Source organism: Streptomyces sp. NPDC002754, from assembly GCF_053592315.1.
This window is the reverse complement of sequence record NZ_JBSFVM010000011.1, coordinates 161,384-180,299: the sequence shown is the minus strand read 5'-3', so window position 1 is coordinate 180,299 and position 18,916 is coordinate 161,384. Positions and strand designations below refer to the sequence as shown.

Genomic DNA, 18,916 nt, shown 5'->3' with positions numbered 1-18,916 from the left:
GACGACGCCCGCCCCTCGCCTGACGCGGGGACTGCGGTGGAGTGCTCACGGGTTGAGTGCTCATGGCAGGTCCAGCCGGTAGCCGACGCCGTGCGCCGTGTGGACGAGCCGCGGCTCGCCCTCGGCTTCCAACTTGCGGCGCAGATAACCGACGTAGACGGCAAGGGAGTTGGAGTCGGGGCCGAAGTCCCGGCCCCACACCCGCTCCATGATGGTCTCGCGGGGGAGCACCTGTCCCGGATGGCGGAGGAGCAGTTCGAGCAGGGAGAACTCGGTGCGGCTGAACTCGATGACGCGTGTCCCGCGCCGTCCGCTCCTGCTGGCCGTATCGACGACGAGGTCGGCGAAACCCAGCGTCGTCACCGACTCCTCGGGCGCGGCCGTGCGACGCAACAGTGCCCGGATCCGTGCCACCAGCTCGTCAAGGGCGAACGGTTTGACCAGGTAGTCGTCGGCGCCCGCCTCCAGGCCGTCCACCCGCTCGCTCACCGAGCCCAGCGCCGTGAGCACCAGGACCGGCGTGCGGTCGCCGAGCGCCCGCAGGCGGCGGCAGACCGCGAGGCCGTCCATGCCCGGGAGCATGACATCGAGCACCATGGCGTCGGGCTCCCAGGCGGCGAGGGCGGAGAGCGCCGCGATGCCGTCCTCCGCGCCGCGCACCTCGTAGCCCTCGACGGTGAGTCCGTCCTCGACGGCGTACCGCACCTCCGGCTCGTCATCGACCACCAGAACCTTCGGTGCGTTCGTGCACCCGTCGGCCGCGTTCATGGTCACAGCCTGCCAAAACCTGGTCTTAGAAAGTTCTTAGAGCGGGTCAGCAGTGTGTCGGCCATGAGGACACAGCGAACATCCCATGGCCGGCTTTCGGTGGTGATCGGCGCGGGCGGCACGGGTGGACACATCTATCCCGGACTCGCGCTGGCCGACGCGCTGCGGCGGGCCGTGCCCGATGCCGAGATCTCGTTCGTCGGCACCGAGCGAGGCCTTGAGACCCGGCTCATTCCGGCGGCCGGGTACCGCCTGCACACCGTCGACATGATCCCCTTCGACCCGTCCCTCGGCGCCCGGCGGTACCTGCTGCCCGCCGCGCTGCTCAAATCCGGCACCCAGGCCAAGTCGGTCCTGCGAGCACAGCGGGCACAGGTCGCCGTCGGCATGGGCGGCTACCCGAGCGCCCCCGTGATCGTCGGGGCGCGGATGGCCGGTCTTCCCAGCGTCATCCACGAGTCCAACGCGGTGCCCGGCCGGGCCAACCGCTTCGCCGCGCTGCTCACCGACCAGATCACCCTGGCCTTCGAGGAGAGCCGGGCGCATCTGGCGGGCAGCCGGCACGCCGACGTGGTGGGCATGCCGATCGCCTCGGAACTCGCCGCCCTCGACCGACCCCGGCTGCAAGGTGACGCCCGCCGGGCACTGGGAGTCCCGGTCCACGGACGGCTCCTGCTCGTCAACGGCGGCAGCCTCGGCGCCGCCCGCCTCACCGCGGCCGCCGCCGACCTCGCCCGGCGGTGGCGCGACCATCCCGGCGTCCACCTGCTGATCAAGACCGGGCCCGCCACCCTGGACGACGTCCGCAGGCGGCTCGCCGAGACCGGCGGCGACCGGGTGGCGACCGCCGTGCCCTACCTGGACCGCATGGACCTGGCGTACGCGGCCGCCGACCTGGCCGTCTGCCGCGCGGGGTCCGCGACCGTCGCCGAACTCGCCGCCACCCGCACCCCCGCCGTCCTTGTGCCCTACCCCTACGCGCCGGGCGACCACCAGACCCACAACGCGCGGGTCCTCACCGACGTCGGCGCGGGGCTCCTGCTGCCCGACGCCGAGACGGACGCCGACCGGCTGGCCGCACTCGTCGGGCCACTGCTCGCCGAACCGGCCCGCCTGGCGGCCATGTCGGCCGCCGCACACCCCGGCCGGCACGGGCAGGCGGCCGACCTGCTGGCCGCGCACGTCCTGCGCCTGGCCGGCCACCCCCTCACTCAACCCACCCTTCCCACGTCCCACACGGAGATCGCCATATGACCCCCAACTCCCGCTCCACCACTGCCGACTTCGACTGGACCGGCCGCACCGTCCTCGTCACCGGGGCCGAAGGGTTCATCGGCTCCACCCTCGTCGACCTCCTCGTCGACCGCGGGGCCAAGGTCCGCGCCTTCGTCCACTACAAGCCGTACGGGGAGAAGGGCAACCTCGCCCGCCACCTCGGCGCCGCCGACGGGCCCGTCGAGATGATCGCCGGTGACGTACGGGACGCCGGTCGGGTCATGGACGCCGTCGAGGGCTGCGACACCGTCTTCCACCTCGCCGCACTCATCGGCATCCCCTACAGCTACGACTCGCCCGGCGCCTACGTGCAGACCAACGTCGTCGGCACCGAGAACGTGGCCGAGGCCTGCCGCCGCCACCAGGTGCGCCGCCTCGTGCACACCTCCACGAGCGAGGTCTACGGCACCGCCCTCACCGCTCCGATCAGCGAGGCGCACCCGCTCCAGCCGCAGTCCCCGTACTCCGCCTCGAAGATCGGGGCGGACATGATGGCCCTGTCGCACTGGCACGCCTTCGAGCTGCCGGTGACGGTGGTGCGCCCGTTCAACACGTACGGTCCCCGGCAGTCGGCCCGCGCCGTCATCCCCACGATTCTCGCCCAACTGCACGCCGGACGCCGCGAGATCAAGCTCGGCTCCCTCACCCCGACACGCGACTTCACCTACGTCACCGACACCGCCTGCGGCTTCCTGGCGCTGGCCGCCTGCGACGCGGCGCTCGGCCACAGCGTCAACCTCGGCACCGGCCAGGAGATCGCCATCGGGGACCTCGCCAAGGCCCTGATCAACGCCTCGGGCCGGGACGCCGAGGTCGTCGTCGACCGGAGCCGACTGCGACCGTCCGGCAGCGAGGTGCACCGCCTGCTCTCCGACAACTCCCGCGCCCGCGAGTGGTCCGGCTGGGAGCCGGAGGTCCCCCTGGAGGAGGGGCTGCGCCGCACCTCCGACTGGGTCGCGGAGAACCTCCACCTGTTCGCGGCGGACCGCTATCAGGTCTGAGCCACGGTCTGATTCGCAGTCTGAGCCACAGCAGCCTCACCGGCCAGGAACGGACGCAGCAGTGCGAGCAGGGCGCCCGGTCGGTGCAGCGGGATGATGTGGCCGCAGTCCTCGATGAGGTGTGCCGTCAAATCGTCCGTGACGGGGCGGAGTTGGCGTTCCAGTGCGGTGCCGACGGGGTGTGCGCCCAACGCCATCGTCGGCACCGTCAGGCGGGTCTTCGTGACCGCCTCGTCGATCTGGGCCGCGCTCTCGGGCAGGGCCCGGTAGTACGAGAACGCGCGGCTCAATGCCTCGCGGCCGGTGTACGCGCGGACGAAGGCGTCCCGGACGGCCGGTCGCACCCCGTCGCCGAGCGTGCCGGCGTGCAGGAACCAGTCGACGTATTCGGCCTCATGGCCTTCCAGGACGGTCTCGGCCAGGCCGGGCGCGGCGGAGTGGAAGCCGAACCACCACGGCGGACCGCCGGCGAGGAACTCCTCGGCGCCGGGCAGTCGGCCCAGCAGGGACTCCATGACGACCAGGCGGCGGACGAGGCCGGGGCGGCGCAGGGCGAGGAGGAACGCGGGCGGGGCGCCCGCGTCGATGCCCACCACGGAGGCCGAGGACACACCGAGCGCGTCGAGCAGCGCCGCCGCGTCCTCGGCCAGGGTGCCCGCGTCGTACCCGGATGCGGCATGGCCGCTCGCGCCGAACCCGCGCAGGTCCGGGGCGATGACGCGGTGGCGGTCCGACAGGTCGGCGATGACGTCCGTCCACAGCTCCCAGGTGTGCGGGAAGCCGTGCAGCAGCAGGACGGCCGGACCGGAACCGGCGAGGGCGACGTTGAGTTCGACACCGTTGACGGGGACGCGGCGGAGTTCGGGCACGGAGGGACTCCAGGAGTGAAAGGGGTGGTGAGGAATGGTGACAACCTCACGGTAGGGAACTAACCTGGTCCGCCCAAGACGGCACTTTCCCCACAGGTGGTGAGCCCCAGGTGACCACGTCGAGGTCCGGCGGACGCGAGCGGCGGACGGCAGCGCGCGGTGTGCGCGGTGACCTGCTGGATCCGCTCTGCCCGACCCGCAAGTTGATCGACCGCGTCGGCACCAAGTGGACGTCGATGGTGGTCAAGGTGCTGGCCGAGCAGGCGCCGGGCGAACTCCGCTTCGCGGAACTGCGGCGCCGTGCCCCCGGCATCTCGCAGAAGATGCTCTCCGTCACCCTGCAGAGCCTCGCCCGCGACGGCCTGGTCGCGCGCCGCGTGGAACCCACCGTGCCGCCCGCCGTCCACTACCGGCTCACCGAACTCGGCCTGTCCCTCGAACAACCGCTCGCGGCCCTGCGGGTCTGGGCCGAGACCCACATGCCGGAGATCGACCGCAACAACCAGCAGGCAGACCGGTCCGCGCCGGTGGACTCCGGCACCCATGAGGCATGATCGGAGCCATGAAACATCCGCATCTGGCGAGTACCGAGGCCGCCGTGGTGGCGGTCCGTGAGGTGGCCCGGGAGTACGGCGTCGAGGTGTCCGTCACCGACGACATCGGCGCCGACCAGACCTCCCGACGCACCTCGGCCGGGGCCTTCGCGGTGCTCGGCCCGGACGGCACGCTGCCGCACGAGGCACACATCGACCTCGGGGGCTCTCCCGCCGTGTCGGTCCGGATCTTCCCGGACGACGACGCGAAAATCACCGTGGAGAACGTCGAGTTCGACGACATCCCCCGAGACGCCGTCCCGGCGTTCCTGCGGTCCGTCTACGGCGGCCTGGCCCACGTAAAGCGGAGGATGTTGCCTCCTGCCCTGTGGCTGATCGTTCCCCTGCCCGGTGATGACACCTACAAAGAGCTGATCCTGCCCACCGCGCTCAGCCCCTGGCTGGCGCGCAACGTGCGCGGGTAGGGCAGCGGAGACGGAACTACCCATGAAGGCAGCACAGTTCAGCCGGTTCGGCGGCCCCGAGGTGCTCGAAATCGTCGAACTCCCCGATCCGCATCCGGAAGCCGGGGAGATCCGGATCGCGGTGCGCGCCGCCGGCGTGAATGCCAGCGACTGGAAGAAGCGACAGGGGCTGATGGACCAGGAGTTGCCCCAGACCATGGGGTACGAGGCCGCCGGGGTCGTCGACGAGATCGGTGTCGGGGTCGAGGGCGTGGCCCTGGGGGACCGGGTGTTCGGCTTCGGCGGTGCCGGTGCGGCCCAGGCGGAGCGCGCCGTGCTGTCCGCCTGGGCGGCCGTCCCCGCGTCACTCGACTTCGCCGGCGCCGCCGCGCTGCCCTCCTCCGTCGAGACGGCGGCGCGAGCCCTCGACCAACTCGGCGTCCGCGGCGGCACACTTCTCATCAGCGGGGCGTCCGGCAGCGTCGGCAGCGCGGCCGTCCAGCTCGCCGTCGCGCGCGGTGCGCGGGTGATCGGTACCGGCAGCCCGGCCACCCACGACCAACTGCGCGCACTCGGCGCGGAACCCGTCGCGTACGGGAACGGCATGCCCGACCGTGTCCGGGCCCTCGCGCCGGACGGTGTCGACCTGGCGTTGGACGTCGCCGGCAGCGGAATCCTGCCGGAGCTGATCGACCTCGCCGGTGGGGCCGAACGCGTCATCACCGTCGCCGACTTCGTCGGCGCGCAGCGGCACGGTGTGCGTTTCAGCCGCGGGGACGGCGGTCGTGCCGTGTACGCCCTGGGTCAGGTGGCCGACCTGGTCGAGGCCGGCCGGTTCACGCTTCCCGTCGGCCGGACCTTCGCCTTGGCCGACGTCGCCGAGGCGCACCGGGTCGGAGAGTCGGGCCACGTACGAGGGAAGCTCGTCCTCCTGGTCTGAGGTTCTCCGACCTTCTCTGACGTTCTCCCTGAGGCGATGAGTTTTCCTTCCGGCCGGGGTCCCCACCTTTGTCACCGCGATCGCGGACGACCGCCCAGGGAAGGGGACGACCCGTGACCACCACCCGAACCCTCGACGTTGCCGGGGGACACCTGTACTACGAAGTCCGGGGCACAGGACCGCTGTTGCTGCTCATGGGATCGCCGATGGACGCCGAGGCCTTCGGGCCGCTGGCCGACGCGCTCGCGAGCGACCACACGGTGGTCACCCACGACCCGCGCGGCATCTCGGGCAGCACGCTCGACGACCCCGGGCAGGACTCCACCCCCGAGCTGCGGGCGGACGACGTCGCCGCGCTCCTGGACGCCCTGGACGCGGACTGCGCCGACGTGTTCGGCAGCAGCGGCGGCGCGGTGACCGGGCTCGCCCTCGTCGTGCGGCACCCCGGGCGGGCACGCACGCTCGTCGCGCACGAGCCGCCGCTGCTCGCGCTGCTGCCCGACGCCGCGGAACAGCTCGACGCAGCGGACGACCTCGTCGAGACCTTCCACCGGGAGGGCGTGGGCGCGGCGTGGATGAAGTTCATGGCCAACGCCGGGTTCGACGTCGGAGGCGGCGAGGACGCTCCCGCTCCGCCGCCCGGGGAGCCCTCCGAACGGGACCTCGCCAACAGCGCCCGCTTCTTCGGCCACGAACTGTTGGGCACCAGCCGCTACGTGGCGGACATCGCCGCGCTGACGGCCGCGTCGACCCGCGTCGTCGTCGGTATCGGCGGCGCCTCGGGAGGCCTGATCACGGCCCGGACGTCCAGGGCACTGGCCGAACGCATCGGGGTCGCTCCGGTCGAATTCCCCGGCGACCACGGCGGATTCACCGAACAGCCCAAGGAGTTCGCCGAGCGGCTGCGGGAGGTGCTGAGGGGCTAGGTGAGCAGGTGGGACGGCCTCAGCTTCGTGTGAACGGGAGCTTCGCCGTGAGCCATGTGATCAGTGCGCCGGGGTTGCGGCTCTGGGTCCACACACGGCCGGGGCCGGTCATCTCGAAGACCAGGCCCTCGCCGGACTTCAGCGTCTGCATCAGCCCGCGGCTCACCTTGCGGGTGGTGTACGAGACGCCGTCGTCGAAGGCGACCATGTGGCCGGAGTCGAGGACGATCTTCTCGCCCGCCCGGAGGTCGAGCACGTCCAGCGCCCCGTAGCAGGAGGCGAGCACCGTGCCCCGGCCCTCGGCGCGGACGAGGAAGCCGCCCTCACCGCCGGCCAGGTTCTTGAAGCCGCCCCACTTGGTGTCGAGCTCGATCCCGTCGGACGAGCAGAGCCAGGCGCCGCGGGCCAGGTTGAGGCCGCCGGCCACCTCGATGTCCGTGACGTCGCCGGGCAGGTTCGCGGCGAGGTCGACCCAGCCGCCCTCGGGTCCTGCGGTCAGCCGGGTGACGAACAGCGACTCGCCGCCCAGCACGCTCCGCTTGAGACCCTTGAGCAGGCCGCCCTCGGTCTTCGCCTCGACGTCGATCCCGCCGGTCATGGCCATCATCGCGCCGGACTCCGCCCGGACGCCCTCACCGGCGGCCAGCAGGACACGTGCCACCGCGAAGGACGGACTGTGACGGACCTCGATCTGCATGGCTGGCCTCTTCTCGCGTGGGGGAGGACGGCGGTCCGCCGTCCCTCTCCATCGTCCCGCGCGGAACGTCGCCGCAGGTCAGCCCGTACTCCCGACGCGCCTGCGACCACAGGAGGATCCACCCGGTGGGCCGATCCTCCTGACGGATGACCGGCCTTTGGGGCCCGGTCCGGTCAGAAGGTGATCTCGAGCCCGATGACGGGATGCCTGCGGTGGCGTCCGGAGATCGCGGAGTACCAGTCGCCGATCCGAGCCATCACATACTTCCGGCGCAGCACAGCCCCCGCCTTCTTCGTCCCCTCCTCGTCCAGCACCCGGCCGGTTCCCGTGGCCCGTACGGCATCCGGGGCGATGCGACCGCGCAGGTCGCAGACGGCGACCTCGGCCCGGGGGTCGCGGCGCAGCCGCTTGACCTTCCAGGCGTCGGCCGCGCTGCGCACGTAGAGCCGGTCTCCGTCCATGGCGTGCCAGACCGCGGTGGCCCTTGGTGTGCCGTCCTTGCGGTACGTGGTGAGGCTGACGTAGCGGGCGCGCTGGAGCGCGGCGAGTGTGGCGGGGTCGAGTGAGGTCACAGGGGGACGGTACCGGGAGGCGGGCCGGGGGTCCCCCGGAATCAGCAACCGGTGAGCATCCGGGCCGGGTTGTGGTGGGTGAGGCGGGTGACCAGCTCGTCGTCGAGGCCGCGGGAGGCGAGCATGTCGGCGAAGACGGTGGGCACGAACGTGAGGCCGTTGCCGCCGTGCTGGGTCCACATCTGCTTGAGGAACAGGTCGTGGCTGAGCAGGAGTTGGCCGGCATGGCCACGGGACGTGAGCCGTGCGACGGCGTCGGCGGTGAGTTCCGCGCGCGGGGCGGCGCCCTCGTGGGGGAAGGTGATGTCCATGCCGATCATGTCGAACTCCAGCCACACGCCGCGCGCCGCGACGGAGTCCTGGTAGGCGGTGTCGGCGCTGGACGGATCCATGTGGGCGAGAACGACCCGCCCGGGTGCCACGCCCATCTCGTCGATGACGATGTCGAGGACTTCGTGTGCCCGCCGCTGCCAGCCCGGGAGGTGGACCATCAACGGGACGGCCGGGTGGTTGAGTTGGGCGAGCGCGGCGGCGCGCACGGAGAGGTGTTCCCCGGGAGTGAAGTCGGGGGAGACGCCGATCTCGCCGATCAGGCCGGGCCGGATGTGGTGGTCCGTGGTGCCGTGGGTCAGTTCGTCGTCGATGGCCCGCGCCTGGGCTTCGATGGCGGCCGCGGTGATGCGGGGGCCCTCGAACTTCTCGAGGTACGCCCCGCAGCCCATGACGACGTTGACGCCGCTGCGCCGGGAGGCCTCGCGCAGTAGCTCGGGCGCACGGCCGATCCCGGGGCTGGACGTCGCGTCGACGACGGTGCCGCCGCCGACGGACCGGAACGCCGCGACCTCACGGAGGACATCGGCCATCGGCTTGGCGGCGAGGTTGTCCGGGCAGCAGTACGGATCGTGCCGCAGGGCCGACGCCGCGGAGGCGGTGACCGGCTCGTCGGCGAGGAACTCGCTGAACGCGTGGCTGGGCTTGTCGAGTACGCCCGAGAGGTCGTTGAACAGGTGCTCGTGCGGCAGGACCAGGCCGAGGTCGGCGGCGGGAACGGAGCCGGTGACCGTCCTGGCGTGCGGCTGTTGGTGTGTCATGGCCGGAGTGCGGCTTCCTGTGTACGGGAGGGGATCATCGCGATGCCCGCGGCGGCGATGCCCAGCACCGTGCCGACCACGGTCACCACGTGCACGGTGTGACCGAGCGACGGGTTGACGGTGTCGAGGACCAGCGACCCGAGCAGCTGGCCCGCGACGGAGGAGAGCCCGAGGAGGAGCAGGCCGAGGCCGCGGACGAGCAGGGCCATGAAGGCGATGGAGAGCAGTCCGAGGATTCCGCCGGTGTACATCCACCACGTGCCGGGCAGCGCGAAGTCCACCGATCCCGCGGCCATCCGGACCAGCAGCCCCACCAGCAGGACGGTGAAGCCGACGAGGAAGTTGAACCCGATCGAGACGAGCACGGAACCCGTCGAGCGGGCGACGGCGGAGTTGCCCGCGGGCTGCCACCCCGCGAGCAGACCCGCGGCGAAGGGCAGCAGGGCGAAGGCGACCGTGCCCGGTACGTGGAAGGAGGGCAGGATCGCGAGGACCGTGGCGGCGATGGCCAGGACGGCGCCCAGCAGCCGCGACGCGGACAGCGGCTGCTTCACCTGGGAGGTGACACCGATGCGGTCGCAGATCACACCGGAGACGATCATTCCGGAGACCAGTGCGGTCTGGAAGACCGCGACTCCGAGCGCGCCGACCGACACACCTTCGGAGAGGACGACGGCGCCTCCGCACAGGCCCGCGAGACAGTTCCACCAGGGCAGGTTGCCGCTGCGGATCTGCCGGGGCAGGCCCAGCGCCTGGCGGCGGGTGGTGGGCCGGGCGAACACGATGACCGCCATGAGCAGCAGGCCGCTGCCGAAGGAGATGACGGCCGCCGCGTTGCCGTCGTCGATGGTGTCACCGAGGGCGCCGTTGACGGTGGACTGCAGGGGGCTGAGCATCCCGGCCAGGATGGTGGCCACGACCAGCAGCGCCGTGGCGGTGCTCCGGCCGGAACGGCCCGTACCGGGCACGGGATCGGTCCGCACGAGCGACGGGTCAGGGGGCGAAACGGAAGTCATCGTGAAGCCACCAATTCTCTGAGCGTTCCGGGCAAGGGCGGACCGGCCGGTTCACCGTGGCCCAGAGGCTCCGTGAAACAGCACGTTAGATCCGGTGTGACGGGGGCGTCGACCGTGATCGGTGAGGTATCCGTCACGGCTTACTCCGCGGCTGCGGCGAGCCATGCGACGGACTGGTGGAACAGCCGCTGGTAGCCCTTCCACTCGAGGAACTCGGTGGGGGCCCAGTGCGGCGAGATGTCCGAGGCGAACGCCAGGGTGCGGCCGGCGCCGACGGTGCGTACGGCGAGCAGCGGACGCGATTCGACGGTGGCGAGCACGGTGGCGTCGGGCCGCGCGACGAGGCGCTGGTAGCCCAGCAGGATCGGCCACTGGGCGTCGAGGCCGTCGGTGACCTCGTGTGCGGCGTCGGTGAGCTCGCCGTTGACACCTTCCGGGCACTCGACCCGGTCGTCGTAGGGGTAGATCTCGACGGGAAGGACGTCCTCGACGGCGGTGCCGTGGAAGTTGGCCTTGCCCTGGAAGCCCTGGAAGCTGAGGTAGCCGCCGGCCATGGCGAGGCCGCCGCCCTTGCCGACCCACTCGGCGAGGAGCTTGAGGCGGTTGGGGAAGGGCCGGCCCTGGGCGAAGACCTGCGGGGGCAGCAGCAGTGAGTTCGCGCCGATGTCGGACAGGATCACGACGTCGTAGGCGGCGAGCTTCTCCAGTGTCTCGGGGAAGTCGGTCGCCACGGCGTGGGAGGGCAGGTGGGTGACCGTGTGCCCCTCGGCCTCCAGGGCCTCGATGAGGGCCGTCGCGCCCGTCTCGTACTGAGCGTGCGGGAAGGCGTCGTAGCCCTTGAAATCGGTCGAGGCGTTGATCCAGGACTCGCCGGCGATGAGAACGCGCGCCATGAGGGCTCCTTGCTTCTTGCTTTGCTTTGCGCAATGTTGTGCTTGTTGTTGCGCAACGCTAGGGAGGAGTTTTCGTGAAGTCAATGGGGTAGCGGCAAGAAGATGTGGATAGACTGGCGAGACTCGCTGAGAGGAAACCCGGGTGACATTGACGAGCGTTGCGCAACATGCGCAAGTGTCGGTATCCACGGCGTCGCGCTATCTGCGCGGCCAGCTGAAGGTGAATCCGGAGACGGCCGCGAGAATCGACTCCGCCGTCCGCGAGCTCCACTACGAGGTGCCGACAGCCCCGCCCGAGGCCCCGAGCCCACGGCGGAACCCGGTCATCGCGCTCGTCGTCCCCGACCTGCTCAACCCGTTCTTCGCCGAGCTGGCCGAGGAGATCGCCGACCGGGCGGCCGCCAGTGACGTGGAACTGGTCGTCGGCGTCACAGGACAGCAGGCGCGGCGCGAGGCGAGCGTCAGCGACCTCGTGGCCAGGTCCGACGCGATCGACGGGATGATCTACGTCGGCATCCACCGCAGCAACCCCCGGCTGGTCGAGGCGATCGACGCGGGGCTGCCGGTGGTCGTCCTCGACGAGGAGATCGCGGGCAGCTCCGAGGCCGACGCCATCTCCGTCGACAACTACAGCGGCGCCTACCAGGCGACGGCCTACCTCGCCCAGTTGGGCCACCGGCACATCGCCCACGTGGCGGGCCCGCCGGAGCTGTCCACCAGCCGCGACCGCTACCGGGGCTACCGCGAGGCCATGGAGCACGCCGGACTGAGCGTCAGCGACGACCTCGTCCTGCACGGCCCGTACACCGAACGTTTCGGCGCCAGCACCTTCCCCTACCTCGCCCGCGCCGCCGAACCGCCGACCGCGGTCTTCGTCGGCAGTGACATCGTCGCGGTCGGCATGCTCGCCAGCGCCGAACTCCACGGCCTGAGCATCCCCGAGGACCTCTCCGTGGTCGGCTGCGACGGGATCCGCGTCGGCGAATGGCTCCGCCCCAAACTCACCACCGTGCAGCAGCCCGTCGCGGAGCTGGCACGGACCGCCCTGGAAGTCGTCCAGGCGCGCATCGACAAGCCCGACAGCGACCGGGTGCAGCAGGTCCTCCCGCTGCACCTCGTCATCCGGGGATCGGCCATACCGCCCCGCACCTGACAGGAGACACCGCGTGCTCGACCCCGTGGCCCTCACCCAGCAGCTCGTCAGGCTGGACACCCGAGCGGGAAACGAGAAGCCCACCGCTCAACTCCTCGCCCCACTCCTGCGCGAGGCGGGCTTCACCGTCCGCGTCGAGGAGGGGCGGGGGGAACCGGGCCGGGCCAATCTCGTGGCCCGCAAGGGAACCGGCACACCCCTCACCCTGACCGGCCACCTCGACACCGTCCCCGCCGACGCCTCGGGCTGGTCCTTCGACCCGCTGAGCGGTGACATCCGTGACGACCGGCTGCTCGGGCGCGGCAGCAGCGACATGAAGGCAGGCGTGGCCTGCATCCTCGCCGCCGTCATCGAGCACTCCGCCCGCCACGCCGACGCGAACGTACAAGTGGTGCTCACCTTCGGCGAGGAGACCGGCTGCGACGGCGCGGCCCAACTCGACGACCTGGCCGCAAGTCCCGTCGTGCTCGTCGCCGAACCCACCGGCAACCAGGTCTTCCTGGGGCACAAGGGCGCGCTGTGGCTCCGCCTGACCGCGCACGGTCGCAGCGCCCACGGCTCCCGGCCCGAACTCGGTGTCAACGCCCTCGCGGCCCTCGCCGGAGCGGCCACCCGCATCCACGGCCACGACGGCTGGCCCGACAGCGGGACGCACGGCGCGGCCACCGTCAATGTCGGCACGTTCCACGCCGGCGTCCAGCCCAACCTGGTCCCCGATCGCGCCGAGTTGATGGTGGACATCAGGACGGTCCCGGGCTTCGCCTCGCGCGACGCCGTCGCGGCGATCCGCCGACTGGCGGGCCCCGAGCCGGACATCGAGGCGGTACTCGACCTCCCGAGCATCGCCACGGATCCCGCCGACGAGCTGGTGCGGACGCTGACGGGGGCCTTGCAGCCGACCGAGTCGACCGATCCGGGCCGGGGACCTCAATACGCCACATACTTCACCGACGCCTCGGTCCTCACGGAGAAGCTGAACTCACCGGCGGTGATCCTCTACGGGCCGGGCGACCCGGACCAGGCACACGTCACGGACGAGACATGTTCCGTCTCCGGCATCACGAGTGCCGCCGAGGCGATGCTGAGGTTCCTCGAGACCTGGCGGGGCGTCGCCTGACGGACCCGGCCCGGGATTTCCGCTCTCCTGCGCCTCTTCTGTGCCTCTCCTGCGCCCAAGATCACCAAGCTGCGACTGTCATGTCACGAACGTGTCTTGACCGCGATCAAGAAGCAACTGGAGGAACCGCGCAAGCCGTCTGAGGGGGCGGAAGGCAACACGGGCGAACAAGAGCCCGGTTCACTCGCCCGCCGCTCCCAGGAGCGACGGCCCCACGCGGAGGACACCACCATGCGCACTCGGAAGATCTCGGTACTGACGTTGACCGCCGTGGCCCTCGGACTGTCGCTGACGGCGTGCAACGGCAACGACGGCACCGAGGGCGCGCCGTCCAGCGCGTCGTCGAGTGTGTCATCGGACGCTTCCGCAAGCGCATCCGCGAGCGCGACTTCTTCCGCGGACGGCTCGTCGGAGACCGCGGGCAACCCGCAGCCCGACGCGACGGCGGGCGCGTCCTCGGGCGCGCCCACCACGTCCGACACGAAGTGCACGGACAAGATCGACTACGCGGGTGACCCGCGCTCCAACGCGGAGATCAACTCCATCGGCTCGGACACGGGCACCTGCCCCGAGCCCGAGAAGTCCGACAAGCCGTCGGGCACGCCGAAGGACCCCGACACGAAGTGCACCGACCAGATCAACTACGCGGGCGACCCGCGTCCCAACGCGGAGATCAACTCCATCGGCGAGGACACGGGGTACTGCCCGCCGGTGAAGCAGAACTGAGCCCGGTGGCGGATAGGTGCCGTGGCGCCAACCCGCCACCGTAAGGCAATCACGGCACCCCGCAAGGTAGTTGACACTCTTCTCAGCTCTCGGAGCGCACCCCGCACCCGATGGTTCCAGGAGAAGAGGCAACTATGGCAAGAGGCACCGCGCGACGCGGCGTGGCTCTGCTGTCGGCCGGTCTTGCGTTCGCGCTGCTGCCCGCCGGCGGCGCGCACGCCGCGCCGGACCAGGCGAGACCCCAGTCCACGAAGGCGGCCCGGGCCGCGCACACCGTGACACTGGTGACCGGCGACAAGGTGACCGTGACGGACATCGGCGGCGGGCAGAAGACCGTCGACGTCAAGAGGCCCAAGGATGCCACAGGCCTCGTCCGTACGCAGGTCACCGACGGTGAGATACGTGTCGTACCGGACGAGGCGGCCCCCTACCTCGCCTCCGGGAAGCTCGACGACCGGCTGTTCGACGTGAGCGGCCTCATCGAGCAGGGCCTCGCGGACACCAAGGCCGACGCCACCCCGCTCATCGTCACCTACGCAGGCAAGAGCGCGCGCAGCACCGCCGCCACCCCCAAGGGCGCCGACCGCACCCGCAAGCTCGGCAGCATCGGCGGCGCGGCCCTCGACGCCGACAAGGGGCGTACCTTCTGGAACGACCTGACCACCAAGGCCGGTTATACGGGCGGCATCGGCAAGGTCTGGCTCGACGGCCGCGTCAAGGGCGACATGGCGGAGTCCAACGCCCAGATCGGCACCCCGAAGGCGTGGGAGGCCGGGCTCACCGGCAAGGGCGTGAAGGTCGCCGTCCTGGACACCGGGTACGACGCCACCCACCCCGATCTCGCCTCCCGCGTGAGTGAGTCCAAGTCCTTCATCGAGGGGCAGGAGGTCGCCGACCGCAACGGCCATGGCACACACGTCAGTTCCACGGTCGGCGGATCCGGCGCCGCGTCCGACGGCAAGGAGAAGGGGGTCGCGCCCGACACCACGCTCGCCGTCGGCAAGGTCCTCTCCGACGAGGGCTACGGCACCGACTCGGAGATCATCGCCGGTATGGAGTGGGCGGCCAAGGACATCAAGGCCAAGGTCGTCTCCATGAGCCTCGGCTCCGACACCGGCAGCGACGGCACCGACCCGATGTCGCAGGCCGTCAACTCCCTGACCGCGGACACCGGCGCGCTCTTCGTCGTCGCCGCGGGCAACGCATACAACCCCGGCACCATCGGCTCGCCCGGCGCCGCCGACTCGGCGCTCACCGTCGGCGCGGTCGACGCGGGCGACGAGCGTGCCGCGTTCTCCAGCCAGGGCCCGCGCCTCGGCGACGACGGCCTCAAGCCCGACCTCTCCGCCCCCGGCGTGGACATCCTCGCGGCCCGCTCCTCGCTGGTGGACGGCTCCGGCAGCTACACCACCATGAGCGGTACGTCGATGGCGACACCGCACATCGCCGGTGTCGCCGCCCTCCTCGCGCAGGCCCACCCCGACTGGACGCCCGCCCAGCTCAAGAACGGGCTGATGTCGTCGTCGAAGCAGCTCTCCGACTCGGCGTACGCCATCGGCTCCGGCCGGGTGTCCGTGCCCGACGCGATCGCCGCGAAGGTCACCGCGACGGGCAGCGCCGACCTCGGCTCCTACCGCTGGCCGTACGACAGCAACAAGCCGGTCACCAAGACCCTCACGTACTCCAACTCGTCGGCCGAGACCGTGGAGTTGGACCTCGCCGTGCAGGGAGCCACCGACGGCGTCGCGAAGCTCGCCGACTCCAAGCTGACCGTGCCCGCGCACGGCACCGCCTCCACGACGGTCACCGGCGACGGCTCGAAGGCCGCCGTCGGCACCAACAGCGGTCAGATCGTGGCGAGTTCGGGCGGCTCGGCCGTCGCGCACACCGCCTTCGGCCTGGTCAAGGAGGAGGAGCGGTACACGCTCACCGTCCACGTGAAGGACCGGGACGGCAAGCCGGCCGCGGCCGACCTCATGTACCAGCAGCTCGCCGAGAACACGCAGCCGCAGCCCGCGACGGTCGACGACTCCGGCACGGTCGAGCTGCGCCTGAAGCCCGGCACGTACTACCTGGACTCGTTCCTGGACGTACGCGGAGCCCACGGCAAGGACTCCCTCGGCACGGCCTACCTGTCCGATCCCGAGGTGAAGGTCGACGGGGACCGCGAGATCACGCTGGACGGCACCAAGTTGCGTGAGGTCGCCACACGTGTCTCGAAGGACACCGACCCGCACCAGACGCTCGTGCAGTACGACCGCAAGGCGGGCGGCACCGACATGTTCGGCATGGTGCAGCTGCCCATCCAGTACGACACGCTGTACGCGCTGCCCACCCGCCCTGTCAGCGACGGCAGTTACGCGTACCGCACCACCTGGCGCGAGGCCCAGCCGCGCATCACCGTCGACGGCGTCGACGAGGTGTGGGAGCAGCCCGGCTCCACGCTCGTCGAGGGTTCCAGCAGGCTCGCGCTGGTGAACGCGGGCGCCGGGGCCCCCGCCGACTACCAGGGCAAGAAGGTGACCGGCAAGGGCGTTCTCGTGCACATCGACGGGACCCGCACCCCGGCACAGATCGCGCAGTCCGCCCAAGACGCGGGCGCCAAGGCGCTGTTCGTCACGGACGACGACGCCGGCCGCCTGAACACCGGCTTCTACAACGACGACGACACCGACCGGCCGTTGCAGATCGCGAGTGTCACCAACGCCGACTTCGCGCGGCTGCTCGCCAAGCAGAAGCGCGGTGAGCGCGTCAAGATGACGGGCGTCGACAACGCCACGTACTCCTACGACCTGTCGAAGGGCTACAAGGACGCGATCCCGGACCGCAGCCTGCTCTTCGCTCCGCACTTCGACGACCTCGCCACCGTCGACACCACCTTCTACGGCGCGAAGAAGGCCGCGGGCAGCGAGTTCCGCCACTCGATCGACCGGTCCTTCCCGGTCGCGGGAGGGTTCCAGGAGCGGTTCAACTTCCCGGGACACCGGACCGACTACGTCTCCGTCGAGCCGGACCAGAAGTGGCACGAGTCCGTCAACGTCGGGTCCCTGGAGGAGCGCAGTGGCCAGGTGTCCTACCGGCCGGGCAAGCGCACCGAGTTGAACTGGTTCAAGCCCGTCTGGCACCCCTACGGGGGCAGTGGTCTCGGCTGGGGCCAGCAGCGGATAGGCGACTCGCTCAGCTTCAACATCCCCGGCTGGGGTGACTCGGGCCCGGACCACACCGGCTTCGGCGACCCGTACAACTCGGAATCCGGCATGAAGCAGTCCACCGAGGCCTTCGTGAACGGTGAGAGCGCGGGCCGACACCCGGACAGCACCGCCCAGTTCAGTGTCACCGACGGATCCGAGCAGCCGTTCAAGGTCGTCACCGACACGGAACTCGACCCGGCCGTGTGGGGCATCCGCAGCACCTCGCACAGCGAGTGGACGTTCCGCTCGGGCACCACGCCCGACGACACGTACACGTTCCTGCCGCTGATCAACCTCAACTACGACATCGACACGGACCTCGCCGGAAAGATCCGCTCCGGCAAGCGCCTGCCGGTCGGCCTGTCCGCCGAGTACGTCAAGGACGCGGCCGGCACCGGCACCATCGGCGGCGGCACCCTGAAGGTGTCCTACGACGACGGCAAGACCTGGAAGCCGGTGTCCCTCTCCGGATCCGGCGCCTCCTGGAAGGGCACGCTGAAGGTGCCGAAGGACGCCACCTCGCTGTCGCTGCGGGCGACGGCGAAGGACGACAAGGGCGGCTCGGTGTCGCAGGAGCTCGTCAGGGCGGCGGCCGTGAAGTAGCCGTCCATCCGGACAAGTCGGAAGGAGAACCGGGGCCCAGCGCGAAGGGATGTCGCGCTGGGCCCCACTCGGCTCTCAGCGGTCGTTTGGCCTTCTGCGCAGCCACACCCTGCGGCCGCCCACGAACAGCAGCGCCACCACGGCGGCGACACCGATCACGGCGCCGGTGAGTTGCACACCGCTGAGGCCGTCGGCCTCGGCGACGATCGCCGCGCCGGCCTTCGCCGGCTCTGCCACCACGCCACTGTTCCTGCCCTCGCTCCCGTACAGCAGCGTCCTGCCGTCCGTCGTGAACGTGATCGCCTCGCCCTGCTTCTGCTTCGGCACGTCCAGGGCCCGCGGGTGGGACGGCTTCCCGTGCTTCCACGCGTACATGATGCCGTCGTCTCCACGGACGGCCAGCCGAGTACCGTCGGGGGAGAAGGCCGCGTCCGTCACCCACAGGTCGATGTCGGCGACCTTGCCGAGGGGGTTGTCGCCGTCGGTGCTCAGCTTTTCGGGGGCCGCGTACAGCGCGCCGCCTTCCTTGTCCTTCGTGACGATGTAGACGCGGCCGGTCTCCGGGTGGACGGCGAGCGACTCGGCATTGTGCGCCCCGTCCTCGTACGCCACGTGGTACTCGGTGGCCGCCACCGTCCGGTCGGAGAGGGTCGAGGGTTCCTTGAGGCGGTAGATCCAGACGTGGTCCTCCTCCTTGTCGTTGTCGCCGATGGCGCCTACGTAGAGGTGGCCGTCCGGGCCGACCGAGACGGCCTCGACGTCGTGCGGCTTGCCGACGCCGGTGTATGTGATCCTGGCGACCGTCTCGCCGGTCCTGCCGTCGACCGCGTACAGGTAGGTGCCGTCGTCGCCGTCGTTGTGCGTCCAGTAGATGCCCGGGTGCGCCCGGGAGGCCGCGAGACCGCTCGACTCGGTGATCCGAGAGTCCTTGATGGTGAACCCGTCCTCACCCGGGACGGAGGCGGGCGCGGCGCCCGCGCCCGCTCCCGCCAGGAGCAGCACGGATGCCACCAGTGTCGTTGCGTAACCCAAGATCCTGCGCATCGCGCCAGCCTGCCACGGCGTTCGTGTGGTCTTCCGT

General features: G+C 70.9%; 18 protein-coding genes. 10 read left to right on the top strand and 8 right to left on the bottom strand.

From position 1 onward, the window contains the following. Positions 1-60: 60 nt before the first annotated feature. The gene (locus ACWD2L_RS23350; RefSeq protein WP_451191131.1) at positions 61-768 is read right to left on the bottom strand and encodes a response regulator transcription factor; all 708 of its coding nucleotides are present in this window, start codon (positions 766-768) and stop codon (positions 61-63) included. 63 nt (positions 769-831) lie between these two features. Between ACWD2L_RS23350 and ACWD2L_RS23345 the strand changes: the two genes are divergently transcribed. Both ACWD2L_RS23345 and ACWD2L_RS23340 read left to right on the top strand, forming a co-directional pair. After that, on the top strand, positions 832-2,022 hold the full coding sequence (locus ACWD2L_RS23345) for a UDP-N-acetylglucosamine--N-acetylmuramyl-(pentapeptide) pyrophosphoryl-undecaprenol N-acetylglucosamine transferase (protein WP_451191128.1): 1,191 nt from the start codon (positions 832-834) through the stop codon (positions 2,020-2,022). Then, a complete protein-coding gene (locus tag ACWD2L_RS23340; protein WP_451191125.1) occupies positions 2,019-3,044 on the top strand; it encodes an SDR family NAD(P)-dependent oxidoreductase in 1,026 nt (341 codons plus the stop codon). The genes ACWD2L_RS23345 and ACWD2L_RS23340 overlap by 4 nt, the downstream gene beginning before the upstream one ends. Here ACWD2L_RS23340 and ACWD2L_RS23335 read toward each other — a convergent pair. Beyond that, positions 3,035-3,913: an alpha/beta fold hydrolase gene (locus ACWD2L_RS23335; protein WP_451191122.1), complete on the bottom strand. Its 879-nt coding sequence runs from the start codon at positions 3,911-3,913 to the stop codon at positions 3,035-3,037. The two genes, ACWD2L_RS23340 and ACWD2L_RS23335, sit on opposite strands and share 10 nt — an antisense overlap. 110 nt (positions 3,914-4,023) lie before the next feature. Here ACWD2L_RS23335 and ACWD2L_RS23330 point away from each other — a divergent pair, with 110 nt between their 5' ends. The 4 genes from ACWD2L_RS23330 (at position 4,024) to ACWD2L_RS23315 (ending at position 6,776) form a co-directional block, all read left to right on the top strand. Further along, a complete protein-coding gene (locus tag ACWD2L_RS23330; RefSeq protein ID WP_451191119.1) occupies positions 4,024-4,467 on the top strand; it encodes a winged helix-turn-helix transcriptional regulator in 444 nt (147 codons plus the stop codon). A gap of 8 nt (positions 4,468-4,475) precedes the next feature. After that, complete coding sequence (locus tag ACWD2L_RS23325) at positions 4,476-4,931, top strand: hypothetical protein (protein ID WP_451191116.1); 456 nt, start codon at positions 4,476-4,478, stop codon at positions 4,929-4,931. Between the two features lie 22 nt (positions 4,932-4,953). Beyond that, positions 4,954-5,850, top strand: a complete 897-nt coding sequence (locus ACWD2L_RS23320) for an NADP-dependent oxidoreductase (RefSeq protein WP_451191113.1) — start codon at positions 4,954-4,956, stop codon at positions 5,848-5,850. A gap of 113 nt (positions 5,851-5,963) precedes the next feature. Then, positions 5,964-6,776 (top strand): alpha/beta fold hydrolase, encoded by an 813-nt coding sequence (locus ACWD2L_RS23315; protein WP_451191111.1) that lies wholly within the window; start codon positions 5,964-5,966, stop codon positions 6,774-6,776. A 19-nt stretch (positions 6,777-6,795) separates the two neighbouring features. Here the strand turns inward: ACWD2L_RS23315 and ACWD2L_RS23310 are convergent, their stop codons facing one another. From ACWD2L_RS23310 to ACWD2L_RS23290, 5 genes are all read right to left on the bottom strand, one after another. Then, positions 6,796-7,473 (bottom strand): TIGR00266 family protein, encoded by a 678-nt coding sequence (locus tag ACWD2L_RS23310; RefSeq protein ID WP_451191108.1) that lies wholly within the window; start codon positions 7,471-7,473, stop codon positions 6,796-6,798. A 173-nt stretch (positions 7,474-7,646) separates the two neighbouring features. Then, complete coding sequence (locus tag ACWD2L_RS23305; RefSeq protein WP_451191105.1) at positions 7,647-8,045, bottom strand: PPOX class F420-dependent oxidoreductase; 399 nt, start codon at positions 8,043-8,045, stop codon at positions 7,647-7,649. A gap of 41 nt (positions 8,046-8,086) precedes the next feature. After that, positions 8,087-9,136: a phosphotriesterase family protein gene (locus ACWD2L_RS23300; protein ID WP_451191102.1), complete on the bottom strand. Its 1,050-nt coding sequence runs from the start codon at positions 9,134-9,136 to the stop codon at positions 8,087-8,089. Further along, positions 9,133-10,119 carry a DMT family transporter gene (locus ACWD2L_RS23295; RefSeq protein WP_451191100.1) on the bottom strand — a complete coding sequence of 329 codons (987 nt, stop codon included), beginning with the start codon at positions 10,117-10,119 and terminating at the stop codon, positions 9,133-9,135. The genes ACWD2L_RS23300 and ACWD2L_RS23295 overlap by 4 nt, the downstream gene beginning before the upstream one ends. 173 nt (positions 10,120-10,292) lie before the next feature. Further along, a complete protein-coding gene (locus ACWD2L_RS23290) occupies positions 10,293-11,045 on the bottom strand; it encodes a glutamine amidotransferase (RefSeq protein ID WP_451191098.1) in 753 nt (250 codons plus the stop codon). A gap of 142 nt (positions 11,046-11,187) precedes the next feature. On the opposite strand from ACWD2L_RS23290, the gene ACWD2L_RS23285 reads away from it, so the two are divergent. The 4 genes from ACWD2L_RS23285 (at position 11,188) to ACWD2L_RS23270 (ending at position 17,835) form a co-directional block, all read left to right on the top strand. Continuing rightward, positions 11,188-12,198 carry a LacI family DNA-binding transcriptional regulator gene (locus ACWD2L_RS23285; protein WP_451191095.1) on the top strand — a complete coding sequence of 337 codons (1,011 nt, stop codon included), beginning with the start codon at positions 11,188-11,190 and terminating at the stop codon, positions 12,196-12,198. Between the two features lie 13 nt (positions 12,199-12,211). Continuing rightward, entirely contained in the window at positions 12,212-13,315 is a 1,104-nt protein-coding gene (locus ACWD2L_RS23280; protein WP_451191092.1) for a M20 family metallopeptidase, read from the top strand. Between the two features lie 231 nt (positions 13,316-13,546). Next, positions 13,547-14,041, top strand: a complete 495-nt coding sequence (locus ACWD2L_RS23275) for a hypothetical protein (protein WP_451191089.1) — start codon at positions 13,547-13,549, stop codon at positions 14,039-14,041. A gap of 134 nt (positions 14,042-14,175) precedes the next feature. Next, positions 14,176-17,835: a S8 family serine peptidase gene (locus ACWD2L_RS23270; RefSeq protein ID WP_451191086.1), complete on the top strand. Its 3,660-nt coding sequence runs from the start codon at positions 14,176-14,178 to the stop codon at positions 17,833-17,835. A 75-nt stretch (positions 17,836-17,910) separates the two neighbouring features. Here the strand turns inward: ACWD2L_RS23270 and ACWD2L_RS23265 are convergent, their stop codons facing one another. Beyond that, positions 17,911-18,879, bottom strand: coding sequence for a WD40 repeat domain-containing protein (locus tag ACWD2L_RS23265; protein WP_451191083.1), 969 nt, complete (start codon positions 18,877-18,879; stop codon positions 17,911-17,913). Positions 18,880-18,916 lie beyond the last annotated feature (37 nt).

Coding starts and splice junctions, on each gene's coding strand:
- ACWD2L_RS23325 (WP_451191116.1), top strand. CDS start 4,476: ATGAAACATCCGCATCTGGCGAGTACCGAGGCCGCCGTGGTGGCGGTC.
- ACWD2L_RS23290 (WP_451191098.1), bottom strand. CDS start 11,045: ATGGCGCGCGTTCTCATCGCCGGCGAGTCCTGGATCAACGCCTCGACC.
- ACWD2L_RS23275 (WP_451191089.1), top strand. CDS start 13,547: ATGCGCACTCGGAAGATCTCGGTACTGACGTTGACCGCCGTGGCCCTC.
- ACWD2L_RS23345 (WP_451191128.1), top strand. CDS start 832: ATGAGGACACAGCGAACATCCCATGGCCGGCTTTCGGTGGTGATCGGC.
- ACWD2L_RS23265 (WP_451191083.1), bottom strand. CDS start 18,879: ATGCGCAGGATCTTGGGTTACGCAACGACACTGGTGGCATCCGTGCTG.
- ACWD2L_RS23320 (WP_451191113.1), top strand. CDS start 4,954: ATGAAGGCAGCACAGTTCAGCCGGTTCGGCGGCCCCGAGGTGCTCGAA.
- ACWD2L_RS23270 (WP_451191086.1), top strand. CDS start 14,176: ATGGCAAGAGGCACCGCGCGACGCGGCGTGGCTCTGCTGTCGGCCGGT.
- ACWD2L_RS23300 (WP_451191102.1), bottom strand. CDS start 9,136: ATGACACACCAACAGCCGCACGCCAGGACGGTCACCGGCTCCGTTCCC.
- ACWD2L_RS23310 (WP_451191108.1), bottom strand. CDS start 7,473: ATGCAGATCGAGGTCCGTCACAGTCCGTCCTTCGCGGTGGCACGTGTC.
- ACWD2L_RS23350 (WP_451191131.1), bottom strand. CDS start 768: ATGAACGCGGCCGACGGGTGCACGAACGCACCGAAGGTTCTGGTGGTC.
- ACWD2L_RS23340 (WP_451191125.1), top strand. CDS start 2,019: ATGACCCCCAACTCCCGCTCCACCACTGCCGACTTCGACTGGACCGGC.